Consider the following 15174-nt stretch of genomic DNA (forward strand, 5'->3'; position numbering starts at 1 on the left):
GCGCCTGCATAGGGTTGGCCTATGGAGCCGTTCGCCGACGCACCCGCCCCGGACCCGGATCACACCACCGACACCACGCTCACCGACTTCCGCGCCGCCACCGCCGCGCACTGGCGCGCCGCCTTCCTGGACGGCGATGTCACCGCGGTGGAGCTGGCCACCACTGCGCTGACCGCAGCCTCCGCCCACACCTCACTGGGGGCCTTCCTCCACCTCGACGCCGACTACGCGCTGGCCCGTGCCGCTGAGACCGACGCCGTGCGCACCATGGTCCTCGACTCCGCCCCCGCAGAGGACCGCGCTGCGGCCCTGAGCAGACTCTCCGCCCGCTCGCCGCTGCTGGGGCTGCCCACAGGCTTCAAGGACCTGGTGGATGTCGCCGGGATGCCCACCACGCGGGGCACCGCCGCCCTGCCGCCCGCTGTCGCCGCGAAGGACCACGGGACAGCTCGCCGCGTCCACGCCGCCGGAGCGATCAGCGTGGGCAAGACCCAGGTCCCCGAGTTCGGCCTCCCCTGCTATTCGGAGAACCAGATCGCCGAGCCCTCCCGGAACCCACTGGACCCGTCCCGGACCTCCGGCGGCTCCACCGGCGGCGGGGCCGCGGCCGTGGCGGCCGGGATGCTGCCCTTCGCCCCGGGAACCGACGGCGGCGGCTCGGTCCGGATCCCCGCGGCCGCCTGCGGGCTCATCGGCCTGAAGCCCGGCCGCGGCAGGATGCCCGACGACGACCACTCCCCGTCAGCGACCAACCTTCCGGTCTCCGGACCGATCGCCGACACGGCCGAGGATGCCGCCCTGCTCTTCGACGTCATGGCCGGCCACTCCTTCCGCCCACAGGAGGCGCGCCCAGCGGCAGGACGCCGCAGCGGGCGGGGAGCAGCCGACGTCGTGCTGGCCGAAGGCGCCGCGACGCGCCGCGTGCGTGAGGCCCTGGAGTCCGGTCTGGCCCGGCTGAGAATCGGGGTGGTCACGGAATCGCCGTTCTCCCCCGATCTGGAGATCACCCTGGAGGACGGGGCGGTGGCTGCTCTGGAGAAGGGGATCGGCGGACTGGAGCATGCCGGGCACACCGTCCATGGCACCTCTCACTGCACCGGCTCGGACCGTTTCTGGCCGGAGGACTACCACCGCCTCTTCCGTGCACTGTGGACCGCGCGGATGGGGAGCATAGAGTTCCCGCCGGAGCAGGAGGAGAAGCTCGAACCGCTGACCCGGTACTTCCTGGAGCTGGCCAGGAACCGTCCCGAGGCTGAGACGGCCGAGGCCGTCACCCGGATGCAGGACTTCGCAGATTCCGCCGACGAGATCTTCGGGCCCTGGGACGTGCTGCTGACCCCCATGCTCGCCTGGGCTCCGCCGAAGGTCGGCTGGTTCGCCGGGCTGAGCCCGGAGGAGAACTACATCCAGCAGTGCCGGTTCACCCCATACAGCTCCGTGGTCAACGTGCTGGGCCTTCCCGCGATCAATGTGCCCACCCACACCGACGACGCCGGGCAGAGCTGGTCGGTGCAGATCATCGGTCCCACCGGGTCCGAGGAGATGCTGCTGGCGCTGGCGGCGGTGCTCCGCCGAGAGGTGTGAGGGCGGCGCCGGCGGCCGCCCGGACCTGATTCAGCTCAGCTGTGAGGTGGTCAGGCAGGTGGGATCGTCCTCCCCTGTGGAGAGGGAGGTGGTGGAGGAGAGGCCCTCGTGCTCGATGGTCATCTCGGCGTCGATGTCGCGCGGGAGCCACAGTCCGAAGAACCCGTTGTCATAGGTCTCAAGCGTTTCATCGACGAGGACCTCACCGGTGCCCTCCTCGGTGACGGTAACGTCGACCTCCTGGTTGTCCAGCTCACCGAGGCAGGTGGTCAGGCTGTGGTAGAAGCAGTCATGGGTCTGGTCGATGTACGGGGCGACGGAGACGTAGAACTCGTCCTCGGGCAGCGGCACCGATTCCTCCTGACCCTGTTCATCGGTCACCACGACGGCGTCGGGCTCCACCGAGGCGATGAGGTCTGTGGGCCGCTCTTCCACCGGGGCGGCGTCGAGCTCCTCGGCGAGCTCGCGGCCGGTGAGCCCATCCAGCCCATGGGACTCCAGCACGCCGGGATCGTCGCCGGAGGGGTCGGGCGGGCCATCGGCGGCGCATGCCGTCAGGAGCATCCCCGCTCCCATCAGCCCGGCCACGGCCGCGCGGCGTCGCGCGGTGAGGTTCTGCGTCATGGTTCTCCTGTTCGGTGGGGCGTCGGCGAGGCTCAGGACCCGCACCCGTGCCCTGCCGGACGGGCGGGGCACGAGCCGGAAGACCGGGCGCTAGAGATCGGTGAGCATCTGCTCCATCTCCTCGATCTCTGCGCTCTGATCGTCGATGACGTCCTCCGAGAGCGCCAGGGCCTCCGGATTCTCTCCGGCCTCCAGGTGCTCCTGCGCCGAGGTGACGGCACCCTCGTGGTGGACGATCATCTGCTCCAGGAACAGTCGGGAAGCCTCCGGCCCCTCGGCATCCGCCAGGTCCTCCAGGTCCTGCTCACTCATCATCCCGGCGTGGTCGCCGTGGTCCTCATGGTCGCCGTGGCCCCCGCCGTGCTCGGCGTGCTCATCATGCTCGGCGTGCCCCCACGCCTCCAGCCAGGACTCCATCTCCTGGACCTCCGACTGCTGGGCGGTCCGGATCTCCTGAGCCAGCGCATCGACGTCGGCGTCCACGCGGTCCTTCTCCGCCAGGATCTCCGACATCTCCACTGCCTGCTCATGATGGAGGATCATGCCCGACACATACTCGACGTCGGCCTCGTTGAACTGCTCCTGCGGAGCGGTCGCCGCATCATCCTGCTGAGCGCCGGGATCATCGTCGGCAGGGTCGGATGCTCCGCAGGCGGTCAGCGCCAGGGCGGAGACGAACAGTCCGACCAACGTGACAGCGGGGGCGTTCCTTCTCACAGTGGATCTCCTTCGCATCGGGGAGATCCCAGTCAACTGGACGAACAGGGGAAGTGTCGCGCCACAGGCGGCGTCTTGAGAACTCCTTGATCGAATCCTGACCTTCTTCGGCCTGGTGCGGACAGCTGCCCGACATCCGCGCCGGGCCCTGCCCGGTTCGATCTCAGCGGGGCCGGCTCAGCGGAAGTTCGATGACGAAGGAAGCGCCCTGCCCCGGTCCGGGACTCGTGACCCTGACACTGCCCTGATGAGCCTCGACGATGGAGCGGACAATCGCCAGGCCGATGCCCGAGCCCCCATGAGCCCTGTCCCGGGCAGCGTCGACGCGGTAGAAGCGTTCGAACAGATGCGGGATGTGCTGCTGATCGACCCCGTCCCCGGTGTCCTCGACCTCGAGCACGGCGACCTCCTGCGCCCCGGCCGCACGCAGGATCACCCTGTCCCCCTCAGCCGTGTGGCGCAGCGCGTTGTCCAGCAGATTGGTCAGAGCCTGGGAGAGGCGGTCCCGGTCACCGGTGACCTGCGCTCCTGCGGAGGAGTCCTCCGTCTCCAGTGCCACGCCTGCGGCCGCGAAGGATGCTCGGGCCTGCGCGGCCGCTCCGTCCATCAGCTCAGTCAGCGACACCTGCTCGGGCTGGATGCCCAGGCGGTGCTCTTCGGCCGAGCTGACCAAGGATATGTCCTCAGCCAGGCGGCGCAGACGCTCGGTCTGTTCGCGCAGCATCGTCACCGTCGCCGCGTCGGCCTCGACGACGCCGTCGGCCATTCCCTCCAAGTACGCGTCCACAGTAGCCACCGGGGTGCGCATCTCGTGGGACAGGTCGGAGAGCAGGCGCCGTCGCGTCAGCTCGGTCTCCGCCAGCTCATCGGACATCCGGTTGAACGCCGAGGCCATATCCTCCAGCTCCGCGCCCATGCCGGCCTCGGGGACCTGCACCCCATAGTCGCCGTCAGCCACACGGGAAGCCGCATGGCGAACCCTGGTCAGAGTGCTGGTGATGCTGCGTGCCAGGAAGGCGCTCACCAGGATCGACGTCATACCGGCGACGAACAGCGCCAGGCTGAGGGAGAGCTGCCACGTATGGTCGAACGCGTCCTCCGCGTGGGCCACCACCTCAGGATCCGGATGGTGCGTCTCCACCATCAGCATATGCTCATGGAAGATAGCAGGGCCCACCAGAAGGGCGATGAGCCACGCGGCCACCGCACCGGCCCCGAGGGCCAGTGCGACGCCGAGCAGCAGTCGGGTCCCGAGTCGGGTCCCCAGCCGGGTGCGCCGGGTCGGCCGCCTCGCCATCATCTTCCCGGCCCCGTCTTATACCCGACGCCGCGGACGGTGCGGATATAGCCGGAGTCGCCGCCGCTGTCACCGAGCTTCCGGCGCAGATTCCCGACGTGGACATCGACCAGGTGCTCATCGCCCACCCAGTCTTCGCCCCAGACCCGGTCGATCAGCTCGCGGCGGGACAGGGCCGCCCCGGGATCAGTCATCATGGCGGCGAGCAGGTCGAACTCCGTGCGGGTCAGCTCCACCGGCTCATCGGCCAGCCGCACCTCTCGTGCGGTCCGGTCCAGGGTCAGCTCCCCCACCGCGTGCTGCCTGCGGGCCTGGTCCAACGGAAGCCGCGGACGGCGCAGCATCGCCTTGACGCGCAGCACCAGCTCCCTGGGACTGAACGGCTTGGGCACATAGTCATCAGCCCCCACCGAGAGCCCGATCAGCCGGTCGACCTCGTCGGCTCGGGCGGTGAGCATGATGATGTAACAATCGCTGAAGGTCCTCAGACGACGGCAGACCTCCACCCCGTCCATCCCGGGAAGGCCCAGATCGAGGATCACCACCGTAGGGTCATGCGCACCGGCGAGGTCCACCGCCTCCGCGCCGTCCCCCGACGCCTGGACCGCGAATCCGTCCCGGCGGAGGTAGTCCCCGATCAGCCGGACCAGCGGCTCCTCGTCCTCGACGATCAGTACGCACGGGGCATCATGGGCCTGGGTTCGACTCATGCCTCGATCGTAGAACACGCCGGCTGCGCAGGGGGTGCCTGCGCCGGAGCCCCCAGACACACGAGAGGGGCGGAGCCCGTAGACTCCGCCCCTGCTCGAGACCTCTGATCAGGCGATCAGTTGTCCTTCTTCAGACCATCGGTGAAGCCCTTCACCGAGTCCTTGGCGTCGTCGACCGCATCCTTGGCCTTGGCCTGCAGCTTCTCGCTGGTGCCTTCAGCCTGGGATTCAATGTCTCCGGTCACTTTGCCGAAGCCCTCTTTGGCGGCGCCGGTAGCTTCCTCTGCCTTGTTGTTGAGCTTATCTCCGAGTCCCATACTGAACTCCTCTCACTCGTGCAACGGGGTTGCCAGCGGCAAGAGGACGGCGACTTCTGGTGAAGCCGAGTGGTCCGCCTCTTCCCTGTCCCACCAACATACCCAGCACAGCCGCCGCCGTCACCAGTTCTGCGTGAATTCACAGCGGATATCCAGTGCGCATCTGATCGGTGGCCAGTCGATTCCGGGGTCACTCAGCGAGGCCGTCCCGGTTCACCGGAGTGGCCAGTGCGGCGTCGGCCTCTTCCTTGTCCTCGGGAACCTCGGACCCGCCGTCGGTGCCGCGCCACCGCGCCACTGCGCCCATTCCGTGGTGGATGGCCAGCGCTGCGAAGCTTCCCAGTGCGATGCCCTCTAAGACCACCTCGCCGAAGACCATGGTGAAGTTGGCGATGGCGATGATCAGCGGCACACCGGCCACGGCCAGGTTGATCGGGTGGGAGAAGTCCACGCGGTTCTGCACCCAGATGCGCACACCGAGCACGCCGATCATCCCGTAGAGCACCGTACCGGCGCCGCCGAGGACACCAGCGGGGACCGTGGCGATCAGCTGGCCCACCGGGGAGATCAGCGCCAGGACGATGGCGACCAGGCCCGCCACCCAGTAGGCGGCGGTGGAGTAGGCCTTGGAGGAGGCCATCACCCCGATGTTCTCCGCGTAGGTGGTGGTGCCGGAGCCGCCGCTGGATCCGGCGAGCATGGTGGCCACGCCGTCGGCCATCAGCGCCCGACCGGTGACCGGGTCCAGATCGCGCTCGGTCATCAGGGCCACCGACTTCACATGCCCCACGTTCTCCGCCACCAGGACCAGGACCACCGGCAGGAAGAGCCCGAGGAGGCCGACGTGGAACTCGGGTGAGGCGAACTCCGGCCAGCCGAACCACTGCACCTGCGGCAGCGAGCCCAGATCACCGCCGGCGGCCGCACGCAGCGCCGGGTCCACAGCGGAGAAGTCCACCTCGCCGCGCAGCAGCGCCACCGCGTAGCCCACCACGACGCCGAGCAGGATGGAGAGCCGGCCCAGCAGGCCACGGAAGAGCACACCGGACACAAGCATCACGATGATGGTGATCGTGGCGGTGACCGGGGCGGCGTCGACGTTGTCCCAGGCGGCCGGCGCCAGGTTCAGACCGATCAGCGCCACGATGGACCCGGTGACCACCGGGGGCATCAGCAGCTGGATCCAGCGGGCGCCGGCGAAGTGCACCACGACGCCGATCAGGAACAGCAGAGCTCCGGTAGCGAGGATCCCTCCGAGGGCACCACCCATGCCGTAGCTGCCCATGGCGGCGGTCACCGGAGCGATGAAGGCGAAGGAGGAGCCCAGGTAGGAGGGCACGCGACCAGCGGTGATGATCAGGAACAGCAGCGTGCCGATGCCGGAGAACAGCAGTGTGGTCGAGGGCGGGAAGCCGGTGATCAGCGGCACCAGGAACGTGGCGCCGAACATGGCCACCACATGCTGCATGCCGATGCCGATGCTCCGGCCCCAGCTGAGCCGCTCATCAGGGGCGACGACATCGCCGGGGCGGATCGTCCGGCCGTCGCCGTGGAGGCTCCATCCGAGCCCGGGGATCAGGGTCTTGCTGCGCGTAGTCACGAAAGCTCAGCTTATCGCCCTGATCGCCGGGCGTGCTGGGGTCGGCGTCGAGCTCTGCCGAGGTCGGCGTCGGGCTCTGCCGACCTCCTTGTCAGGGGCGTGACTCATAAATAGTCGATCACATCCTGATAACGCTCTGCAGTTTCTTCTGGGGAAAACTGGGACCGTGAGCGCAGCCCTATGCGCAGAAGGGATTCCGCGCCACCGGTATTGCTGCGGAGAATCTCAGCAGAGGCTCGAAACGGTCGATTTCACCCAGTTTTCACGGGGACCCCAGTTGATTCCATGCTGAGCCTTACTAGTGTGGAAGCGATGTCGAACTCCGCAGATAGTCCTGCCCATCATTCGGAAACGATCGAGATCCGCACCCCGTCGCTGGCCGACGGAGCGGACCTCTGGCGCATCGCGAAGGGGACGGGGGTGCTGGATGTGAACACCCCCTACGCCTACCTGCTGTGGACCCGCGACTTCGCGGAGACCTCCGTGGTCGCCACAGTGGACGGGGAGGCCGCAGGGTTCATCTCCGGATACCTCAAGCCCACTGATCCCACCACACTGTTCATCTGGCAGGTGGCCGTGGACTCCCGCTTCCGGGGCCGCCGCCTGGCCTCGCGCATGCTCGCCGACGTCGTCGCCCGCTCCGGAGCCGAGCGCCTGGAGACCACCATCACCGCGGACAACGCGGCCTCCATCGCCCTGTTCACCGGCCTGGCCCGCGACCACGGCACCGAGATCACCAAGCAGGACCTCTTCACCGAGGACCTCTTCCCTCCCCAGGAGGAGTCCGGTGAACACCACGCCGCCGAGGACCTCTACACGGTGGAGCCGCTCAAGCGCTGACGCGTCCTGCACACAGACTTTTCATTTTTCGTACGCCACTGAAGGAAGTAGATATGCCCACTGACATCTTTGAGACTCGCGAATCGCAGGTCCGCAGCTACTGCATGAACTGGCCGGCCACCTTCGAGAAGGCCTCCGGCTCCTACCAGTACACCGAGAGCGGCTCCAAGTACCTGGACTTCTTCTCCGGCGCAGGTGCCCTGAACTACGGCCACAACCACCCCGAGCTGCGAGACGCCGTGGTGGACTACGTGGCCAACGACGGCGTCACCCACTCCATGGACATGAAGACCCCGGCCAAGCGCCGCTTCCTGGAGACCTTCGAGCGGGTCATCCTGGAACCGCGCAACCTGGACTACAAGGTCATGTTCCCCGGCCCGACGGGCACCAACACCGTGGAGGCCGCGCTGAAGCTGGCGCGCAAGGTCACGGGCCGTCAGCACATCCTGAGCTTCACCAACGCCTTCCACGGCATGACCCTGGGCTCGCTCTCGGTCACCGGCAACTCGATGAAGCGGCGCGGCGCAGGCATCCCGCTGACCAACTCCTCGAAGATCCCCTACGACGACTACTTCGACGGCGACATCCCGGACTTCCTGTGGCTGGAGAAGGTCCTGGAGGACTCCGGCTCCGGTGTGGACAAGCCGGCGGCCGTCATCGTGGAGACCGTCCAGGGCGAGGGCGGCCTCAACGTCGCCCGCATGGAGTGGCTGAAGGCGCTGAGCGACCTGCTGCGCCGCCACAAGATCCTGCTGATCGTCGACGACGTCCAGGCCGGCTGCGGCCGCACCGGCTCCTTCTTCTCCTTCGAAGAGGCCGGCATCCACCCGGACATCGTCTGCGTCTCCAAGTCCATCTCCGGCTACGGCCTGGCCATGGCGCTGACCCTGTTCAAGCCTGAGCTGGACGTCTGGGAGTCCGGCGAGCACAATGGCACCTTCCGCGGCAACAACCTCGCCTTCGTCACCGCGGCCAAGGCGCTGGAGATCTTCTGGTCCGACGACTCCTTCCAGAAGGAGCTCGGCGGCAAGATCGAGGAGCTGCACGTGGGCATGGAGAAGATCGTCGAGCACGTCAACGGCGCCTACGTGAAGGGCCGCGGCTTCCTCACCGGCATGTCCTTCCCGGACCCGGACACCGCCGGCAAGGTGGCCGCCGAGGCCTATAAGCGCAACCTGCTGGTGGAGACCTCCGGCCCCGAGGACGAAGTCGTGAAGCTGATGCCGGCACTGACCGTGGAGCCTGAAGACCTGCAGAAGGGCCTGAAGATCCTGGAGGAGGCCGTGCTGGCCGCCACCGGTCAGATGGGCGAGCCCAGCCGCCTGCGTCCCCCGCACTGAGCGGAGAGACCCTGCCGCTGACCGCGGCCCAGCCCCCTCATCGAAGAATCTTCTTAGGAGCCTGATATGTACACCCTGCACATCGACGACCTCAACGGCACCGACCGCGACATCGACGAGCCCAACTGGCGCTCCCGCCGCATGGTCCTGGCCAAGGAGAAGGTCGGCTTCTCCCTGCACGAGACCACGCTGCGGGCCGGCACCGAGAACGACTTCTGGTACGCCAACCACGTGGAGGCGGTCTACTGCGTCGGCGGCAAGGGCACGCTGACCGATAAGGAGACCGGCAAGGAGTACCCGATCACCGACGGGTTCCTCTACCTGCTCGACGGCCACGAGAAGCACCACGTGTCCGTGGAGGAGGAGATGCGCATGGTCTGCGTCTTCAACCCTCCGGTCACCGGCCGCGAGGTCCACGACACCGACGGCGTCTACCCGCTGATCATCGAAGAGGACTGATAGACGCAGAGGACTGATCTCAGTCCTCAGGTGAGGGGCTGAAGCCGCTCACCGACCGCACGAAGGCCCGCTCGGAGCTCACAGGCTCCCGGCGGGCCTTCTGCGTACGCACAGGGTCCAGTCCACCCTGCTTCCGATCACGTCACCCACACCCCGGCCTGCATGACCCGCTCGACGCCGAGCTCCTCGTCCAGCACCACCAGGTCCGCCCGGCTGCCCACAGACAGCGAACCCACCCGCTCCAGGCCCAGCATGGCCGCCGGATTGGCAGTGGCCGCGAGCAGTGCCTGCTCCGCAGGGGCCCCCGCCTGCTGGACCGCGTACCGCACGGCGGCCCCCACGGTGAGCGTGGACCCTGCGATGGCGCCCACTGCGCCGTCGGGCTCCAGGATCCGGGCCTCGCCGCCGATGACCCGCACATCCAGGCTGCCCAGCGTGTAGTCACCATCCTCGGCCGCGGCGGCGGCCATGGCGTCGGAGATCAGCACGGCACGCTCGGGGTGCTGAGCGAAGATCAGCCGCAGCATGGCCGGATGGAGGTGGACGCCGTCGGCGATCAGCTCCAGATGCGCCGAGCGGTGCTCCAGCAGGGCACCGGCAGCGCCGGGTTCCCGGTGGTGCAGCCCGCGCATGGCGTTGAACAGATGGGTGCCGGCCGAGGCGCCGGCGCCGAGCGCGCGGCTGACCTGCTCATAGGTCGCATCGGTATGCCCGACGGCGGCCACCGCACCGTGGGAGGTCACCTGGCGGACGGCGTCGAGTCCTCCGGGCAGCTCCGGTGCCAGCGTCACCATGGCCACTGTGCCGACCTCGAGGAGATCGTTGATGTCCTCTGCGCGCGGACCCTGCAGGAACTCCTCGCTGTGGGCCCCCTTATGCCGGGCGCTCAGCCAGGGGCCCTCCAGATGGATGCCTGCCAGCTCTCCCGAATCCACCAGGGGCGTGAGCATCTGGAGGCTCTCCTGCAGGGCCGGGACCGGGTCGGTGACCAAGGAGGCGATGACCGTCGTCGTGCCCTGAGCGCGGTGCGCGGCCGCCGCAGCACGGGCCTGTTCCGGTCCGTCGGCGAAGGAGCAGCCGCCCCCGCCGTGACAGTGGACGTCGATGAACCCGGGCGAGAGGATGCCGTGGACCTCGACCTCAGGGGCCCGCGGCGGCGGGCCCTCCCCCGCGGCGCTGATGCGCGCGCCCCCGACGGAATCCTCGGCGACCTCCACCCAGTAGGGAGCCAGCCGCCCCTGAGGGGTCAGCGCCCGGCGCGCGGCGATCATCTCAGGGCGCCCTGTGCCGCTCATACTCGCTTCTCCCTCCGGTGTTCTGCGGGATCAATCTACCCAACGCGGCCAAACGTGATAACGTTCACAATGATCCACGTCAGAGACGCGGGTCACCATAACCACTTTTCACTACGGATCGTCGGGCACGTACCTGCCCGTGAAAGGGACATATTCATCATGGCCTCAGTGACCTATGATTCGGCCAGCCGGATCTACACCCCGGGCGCTCGCCCCGCCATCAACAACCTGCACCTGGAGATCGCCGACGGCGAATTCCTGGTCCTCGTGGGACCCTCCGGCTGCGGCAAGTCCACCGCACTGCGCATGCTGGCCGGCCTCGAAGAGGTCAACGACGGCCGCATCCTCATCGGCGGCGACGACGTCTCCAACGTCTCCCCCAAGGATCGCGACATCGCGATGGTCTTCCAGAACTACGCGCTGTACCCGCATATGAGCGTCGCTGAGAACATGGGCTTCGCTCTGAAGATCGCCGGCGTCTCCAAGGAGGAGCGCGCCCAGCGCGTCCAGGAGGCCGCCAAGATCCTGGACCTGGAGCAGTACCTGGACCGCAAGCCGAAGGCCCTCTCCGGCGGTCAGCGTCAGCGTGTGGCCATGGGTCGCGCCATCGTGCGCTCCCCCAAGGTCTTCCTGATGGATGAGCCGCTCTCCAACCTGGACGCCAAGCTGCGTGTGCAGACCCGTACTCAGATCGCCGCACTGACCCGCGACCTGCAGACCACCACCGTCTACGTCACCCACGACCAGGTCGAGGCGATGACCATGGGCGACCGCGTGGCCGTGCTCAAGGACGGCATCCTCCAGCAGGTCGACTCTCCGCGCAACCTCTACGACGCTCCGGCCAACGTCTTCGTGGCCGGCTTCATCGGCTCCCCGGCCATGAACCTCTTCCAGGTGCCCTTCGAGGGTGAGAGCATCGTGCTGGGCTCCGAGGCGTTCCCCATCCCGGGCGGCCACCTGGCCAAGGCCCACGGCAACGAGGTCACCCTGGGCGTGCGCCCGGAGGACATGGAGCTGGTCTCCGACGGCGGAAGCGGCCTGGACATGACCGTGGACCTGGTCGAGGAGCTCGGAGCCGACGCCTACATCTTCGGCACCCCGAAGGGCATTCAGACCTTCCAGCCGGTGATCGTGCGCGTGGACGGCCGCCGGCCTCCCATGAAGGGCGAGACGGTGCGCATCCGTCCGAGCATCGACCACGTCCACCTCTTCGACTCGGAGACGGGGCTGCGCCTCAACGGCGACATCCCGGACTCCACGCCGGAGGCCCGCCTCTCCGATGTGGAGGCCCTGCAGGAAGAGGAGGAGTGACCGGCGTCGTCGACCTGATCTTCACCACACCCTCGGCCACCGTTCAGTGACCATCCAGGTCCGCACGTTTAGGGTGGGGACCCACCATACGATGGTCGCAACGAAAGAGAAGGTGAGAGAACTATGGGTGGACGCGTTGTCATTCCGATCAGCCTCACGACGATCCTGCTGATCGTCATCCTGATCATCCTGCTCTGAGTCTCACTCACCACCAGGCAGACCCCGGAGAGCCGGGTCGATCCGAGGGCATCAGCCCATCAGACCGACCCGGCTCTCCGCTGTCCGCCCCTCCCGAAACCGCGTTTTACCAAGCCATTTTCGGTCTACCCACCCGTATACGTGATGGTTTTCTGAAAATCGCTTGGTAAAACGAGGGTGGGGCAGCAGCGCGGTCAGATCCACTGACGGTGCAGCTCGGTACGCCGGTCCTCCAGATACCACGGTCCCTCAGCTCCCGACGCCGGCCGCGGCCCCACCTCGGCCACCAACAGACCCGGCTCGGATCCCAGCTCACCGAGGATCTCTCCCCGCGGACCGGCCACCACGCTGAGCCCGTCGAAGCTCAGCCCGCCTTCGGACCCACAGTGGTTGGCATAGGCCACCGTCATCCGGTTCTCCAGGGCCCGGGCCGGCACCAGCAGCCGGGGAACCTGCGGCTCCTCGGCAAGCGCAGTGGGGACCAGAAGCACCTCCGCCCCGGCCGCCGCGGCAGCGCGGGCCATCTCCGGGAACTCGATGTCGTAGCAGATCACCACTCCAAGGTTCAGCCCGCCCAGGCGGATCACGTCAGGCGCCATGCTCCCTGGACAGAAGGACTCCTTCTCCTCAGAGCCGAAGAGCTGCACCTTCTGGTACTGCCCCAGCCGCTCCCCCTCCGGGCCGAAGAGCACCGCAGTGATGCCGCGTTCCTCCGGTGCCTGCTGCCCGGGCAGGCTCGCCACCAGCGCGATCCCGCTGCGCCGTGCGATCGCCGCCGCCTCCACCCGAACTGCCGCCACATCCTCAGCGCTGAGCTCGGCGCGGATCTGCGCGGGGGCATAGCCGACGGGGAACAGCTCCGGAGTCAGCAGCAGCTCGGCGCCCTGCTCCCGTGCACGGTGCGCGGCGGCCTCGATCAGCGCCAGGTTCCCGGCCATATCCAGCGGCACAGCAGTCTCCTGCATCAGTGCGATCTTCATCCCACCAGTATGTCCCGTCCGCCGCCTCCAGAGACACAGTCTGGTGCTCACGGACTGCGGATCAGCAACAGATCCGCAGTGCGCGCCGTGTATGCGAAACATGCCACCATTGCCATGGGCATCTGCTGACAGTAGGTTCACATCACGACCGAAGAAAGGCACCGATGACGCTCGCCTCCTCGCACCAGCAGCACCCTGACCACGACGCCGCAGGCTCGCCCGCCGAGCCGCCGCTGACCATGTTCAGCCCAGACTTCCCCTTCAGCTACGACCACTACCTGCAGCATCCGGCCGGGCTGGGCTCCGTCCCGGAGGCCGCGCGGGGTACTGAGGTGGCCGTCATCGGGGCCGGGCTGGCCGGCGTCGTCGCCGCCTATGAGCTGATGAAGATGGGGCTGAAGCCTGTCATCTACGAGGCAGGAGCCATCGGGGGCCGCTTGAAGACTCAGTCCTTCGACCCGGCCCCGGATGTGGTGGCCGATCTGGGCGGCATGCGATTCCCCACCTCCGGGCGGGCCTTCTACCACTACGTCGATCTGCTTGCCCTGGAGACCCGCGAGTTCCCCAACCCGCTGGCCCCGGCCACTCCGTCCACGGTGATCGAGCTGAAGGATCAGCGCATCCAGGCCGACACCGCCGAGGATCTGCCCGAGCTCTACCGCGAGGTCGCCGAGGCCTGGAGGCAGGCCCTGGAGGAGGAGGCCGAGCTGACGGCCATCCAGCAGGCCATCCGCGAGCGCGACGTAACCACCCTGAAGCGGCTGTGGAACGAGCTGGTGGAGCGCTACGACGATGAGTCCTTCTACGGCTTCCTGAGCTCCTCACGAGCCTTCTCCGAGCTCAGCTATGAGCACCTGGAGACCTTCGGACAGGTCGGCTTCGGCTCCGGCGGTTGGGACACCGACTTCACCAACTCCATCCTGGAGGTGCTGCGGGTGGTGTTCACCGACGCCGATGACCAGCACCGCAACATCGTCGGCGGCGCGCAGCGGCTTCCGGTGGAGCTCTGGCGCCACGCCCCGGATGAGATCCTGCACTGGCCCGCGGGCACCAGCCTGGAGACCCTGCACGGCGGAGCACCCCGGGGCGCGGTCTCCGCCATCCGCCGGGGCACCAACCCGGACCTGCCCGCCGGCGGCATCGCCGTCACGGAGAAGTGGGGGCGCACCCAGGACTTCGGCGCCGCCGTGGTGACCTGCCAGTCGTGGCTGCTCTCCTCCCGGATCGACACCCAGGAGGAGCTGTTCACCCCGAACATGTGGACCGCCATCGAGAAGAGCCACTACATGCTCTCCTCGAAGACCTTTGTGATGGTGGACCGGCCGTTCTGGCGCGACATCGACCCGCAGACGGGCAGACCGGTGATGTCGATGACGCTGACCGACCGCCTGCCCCGGGCCACCTACCTGTTGGATGAGGGCCCGGACAGGCCTGCCTCCATCCTGCTGAGCTACACCTGGAACGACGACGCCCTGAAGTGGCTGGCGCTGGACGCCTCCGAGCGGACGAGGCTGATGCTGCACTCGCTGCACAAGATCTACCCGGGTCTGGACATCGGATCGCATATCGTAGGTGAGCCGATCACTGTCTCTTGGGAGGCCGACCCGAACTTCATGGGTGCCTTCAAGAACAACCTGCCGGGTCACTATCGGTATCAGGAGCGGCTCTTCGGCCACTTCATCCAGAAGGACCAGCCCGAGCACCAGCGCGGCATCTTCCTGGCCGGTGATGACATCTCGTTCACCGCCGGCTGGGCCGAGGGTGCGGTCACCACCGCGCTGAACGCCGTGTGGGGCGTGGTGGACCATCTGGGCGGAGCCACCGACGCCGCCAACCGCGGACCCGGCGACCTGTGGCATGATCTGGCACCTGTGAATCTCGACGCACCGAAGGACCGATGAC

The 15174-nt window shown here is 67.8% G+C and carries 14 protein-coding genes; 6 read left to right on the plus strand and 8 right to left on the minus strand.

Annotated features, from left to right (window positions below; genetic code table 11):
* Positions 1-21 precede the first annotated feature (21 nt).
* Positions 22-1584, plus strand: a complete 1563-nt coding sequence (locus JOF45_RS11400; protein ID WP_210050092.1) for an amidase — start codon at positions 22-24, stop codon at positions 1582-1584.
* A 30-nt stretch (positions 1585-1614) separates the two neighbouring features.
* Here the strand turns inward: JOF45_RS11400 and JOF45_RS11405 are convergent, their stop codons facing one another.
* The 6 genes from JOF45_RS11405 to JOF45_RS11430 form a co-directional block, all read right to left on the minus strand.
* Complete coding sequence (locus JOF45_RS11405; RefSeq protein ID WP_210050107.1) at positions 1615-2208, minus strand: CueP family metal-binding protein; 594 nt, start codon at positions 2206-2208, stop codon at positions 1615-1617.
* A gap of 90 nt (positions 2209-2298) precedes the next feature.
* A complete protein-coding gene (locus tag JOF45_RS11410) occupies positions 2299-2925 on the minus strand; it encodes a DUF305 domain-containing protein (RefSeq protein ID WP_210050110.1) in 627 nt (208 codons plus the stop codon).
* 163 nt (positions 2926-3088) lie between these two features.
* Positions 3089-4222, minus strand: a complete 1134-nt coding sequence (locus JOF45_RS11415; protein ID WP_210050118.1) for a sensor histidine kinase — start codon at positions 4220-4222, stop codon at positions 3089-3091.
* The gene (locus JOF45_RS11420) at positions 4222-4932 is read right to left on the minus strand and encodes a response regulator transcription factor (protein ID WP_210050127.1); all 711 of its coding nucleotides are present in this window, start codon (positions 4930-4932) and stop codon (positions 4222-4224) included. The genes JOF45_RS11415 and JOF45_RS11420 overlap by 1 nt, the downstream gene beginning before the upstream one ends.
* Before the next feature lie 116 nt (positions 4933-5048).
* A complete protein-coding gene (locus JOF45_RS11425) occupies positions 5049-5249 on the minus strand; it encodes a CsbD family protein (RefSeq protein WP_210050130.1) in 201 nt (66 codons plus the stop codon).
* Positions 5250-5439: 190 nt separating this feature from the next.
* Positions 5440-6849: a uracil-xanthine permease family protein gene (locus JOF45_RS11430; protein ID WP_342591478.1), complete on the minus strand. Its 1410-nt coding sequence runs from the start codon at positions 6847-6849 to the stop codon at positions 5440-5442.
* Positions 6850-7161: 312 nt separating this feature from the next.
* Between JOF45_RS11430 and ectA the strand changes: the two genes are divergently transcribed.
* The 3 genes from ectA (at position 7162) to JOF45_RS11445 (ending at position 9488) form a co-directional block, all read left to right on the plus strand.
* Positions 7162-7689 (plus strand): diaminobutyrate acetyltransferase, encoded by a 528-nt coding sequence (gene ectA / locus JOF45_RS11435; RefSeq protein ID WP_210050133.1) that lies wholly within the window; start codon positions 7162-7164, stop codon positions 7687-7689.
* Between the two features lie 53 nt (positions 7690-7742).
* Positions 7743-9029: a diaminobutyrate--2-oxoglutarate transaminase gene (gene ectB / locus JOF45_RS11440; RefSeq protein ID WP_210050136.1), complete on the plus strand. Its 1287-nt coding sequence runs from the start codon at positions 7743-7745 to the stop codon at positions 9027-9029.
* 66 nt (positions 9030-9095) lie between these two features.
* Positions 9096-9488 carry an ectoine synthase gene (locus tag JOF45_RS11445; RefSeq protein WP_210050139.1) on the plus strand — a complete coding sequence of 131 codons (393 nt, stop codon included), beginning with the start codon at positions 9096-9098 and terminating at the stop codon, positions 9486-9488.
* A 137-nt stretch (positions 9489-9625) separates the two neighbouring features.
* On the opposite strand, the gene nagA is transcribed toward JOF45_RS11445, so the two are convergent.
* Complete coding sequence (nagA, locus tag JOF45_RS11450; protein ID WP_245324222.1) at positions 9626-10783, minus strand: N-acetylglucosamine-6-phosphate deacetylase; 1158 nt, start codon at positions 10781-10783, stop codon at positions 9626-9628.
* A gap of 159 nt (positions 10784-10942) precedes the next feature.
* Here nagA and JOF45_RS11455 point away from each other — a divergent pair, with 159 nt between their 5' ends.
* Positions 10943-12094: an ABC transporter ATP-binding protein gene (locus tag JOF45_RS11455; protein WP_210050141.1), complete on the plus strand. Its 1152-nt coding sequence runs from the start codon at positions 10943-10945 to the stop codon at positions 12092-12094.
* 392 nt (positions 12095-12486) lie between these two features.
* Here JOF45_RS11455 and JOF45_RS11460 read toward each other — a convergent pair whose 3' ends face one another.
* The gene (locus JOF45_RS11460) at positions 12487-13272 is read right to left on the minus strand and encodes a nitrilase-related carbon-nitrogen hydrolase (protein WP_210050144.1); all 786 of its coding nucleotides are present in this window, start codon (positions 13270-13272) and stop codon (positions 12487-12489) included.
* A gap of 164 nt (positions 13273-13436) precedes the next feature.
* On the opposite strand from JOF45_RS11460, the gene JOF45_RS11465 reads away from it, so the two are divergent.
* Entirely contained in the window at positions 13437-15173 is a 1737-nt protein-coding gene (locus JOF45_RS11465; protein ID WP_378578142.1) for a flavin monoamine oxidase family protein, read from the plus strand.
* Position 15174: the final 1 nt, after the last annotated feature.

This window comes from Nesterenkonia lacusekhoensis, from assembly GCF_017876395.1.
Lineage (GTDB): Bacteria > Actinomycetota > Actinomycetes > Actinomycetales > Micrococcaceae > Nesterenkonia > Nesterenkonia lacusekhoensis.

What these genes read in the sequence shown, in the direction of transcription:
- JOF45_RS11400 (WP_210050092.1), top strand. Translation starts at nt 22, where the DNA reads ATGGAGCCGTTCGCCGACGCACCCGCCCCGGACCCGGATCACACCACC.
- JOF45_RS11455 (WP_210050141.1), top strand. Translation starts at nt 10,943, where the DNA reads ATGGCCTCAGTGACCTATGATTCGGCCAGCCGGATCTACACCCCGGGC.
- JOF45_RS11425 (WP_210050130.1), bottom strand. Translation starts at nt 5,249, where the DNA reads ATGGGACTCGGAGATAAGCTCAACAACAAGGCAGAGGAAGCTACCGGC.
- JOF45_RS11420 (WP_210050127.1), bottom strand. Translation starts at nt 4,932, where the DNA reads ATGAGTCGAACCCAGGCCCATGATGCCCCGTGCGTACTGATCGTCGAG.
- ectB (WP_210050136.1), top strand. Translation starts at nt 7,743, where the DNA reads ATGCCCACTGACATCTTTGAGACTCGCGAATCGCAGGTCCGCAGCTAC.
- nagA (WP_245324222.1), bottom strand. Translation starts at nt 10,783, where the DNA reads ATGAGCGGCACAGGGCGCCCTGAGATGATCGCCGCGCGCCGGGCGCTG.
- JOF45_RS11445 (WP_210050139.1), top strand. Translation starts at nt 9,096, where the DNA reads ATGTACACCCTGCACATCGACGACCTCAACGGCACCGACCGCGACATC.
- JOF45_RS11405 (WP_210050107.1), bottom strand. Translation starts at nt 2,208, where the DNA reads ATGACGCAGAACCTCACCGCGCGACGCCGCGCGGCCGTGGCCGGGCTG.
- ectA (WP_210050133.1), top strand. Translation starts at nt 7,162, where the DNA reads ATGTCGAACTCCGCAGATAGTCCTGCCCATCATTCGGAAACGATCGAG.
- JOF45_RS11415 (WP_210050118.1), bottom strand. Translation starts at nt 4,222, where the DNA reads ATGGCGAGGCGGCCGACCCGGCGCACCCGGCTGGGGACCCGACTCGGG.
- JOF45_RS11460 (WP_210050144.1), bottom strand. Translation starts at nt 13,272, where the DNA reads ATGAAGATCGCACTGATGCAGGAGACTGCTGTGCCGCTGGATATGGCC.
- JOF45_RS11465 (WP_378578142.1), top strand. Translation starts at nt 13,437, where the DNA reads ATGACGCTCGCCTCCTCGCACCAGCAGCACCCTGACCACGACGCCGCA.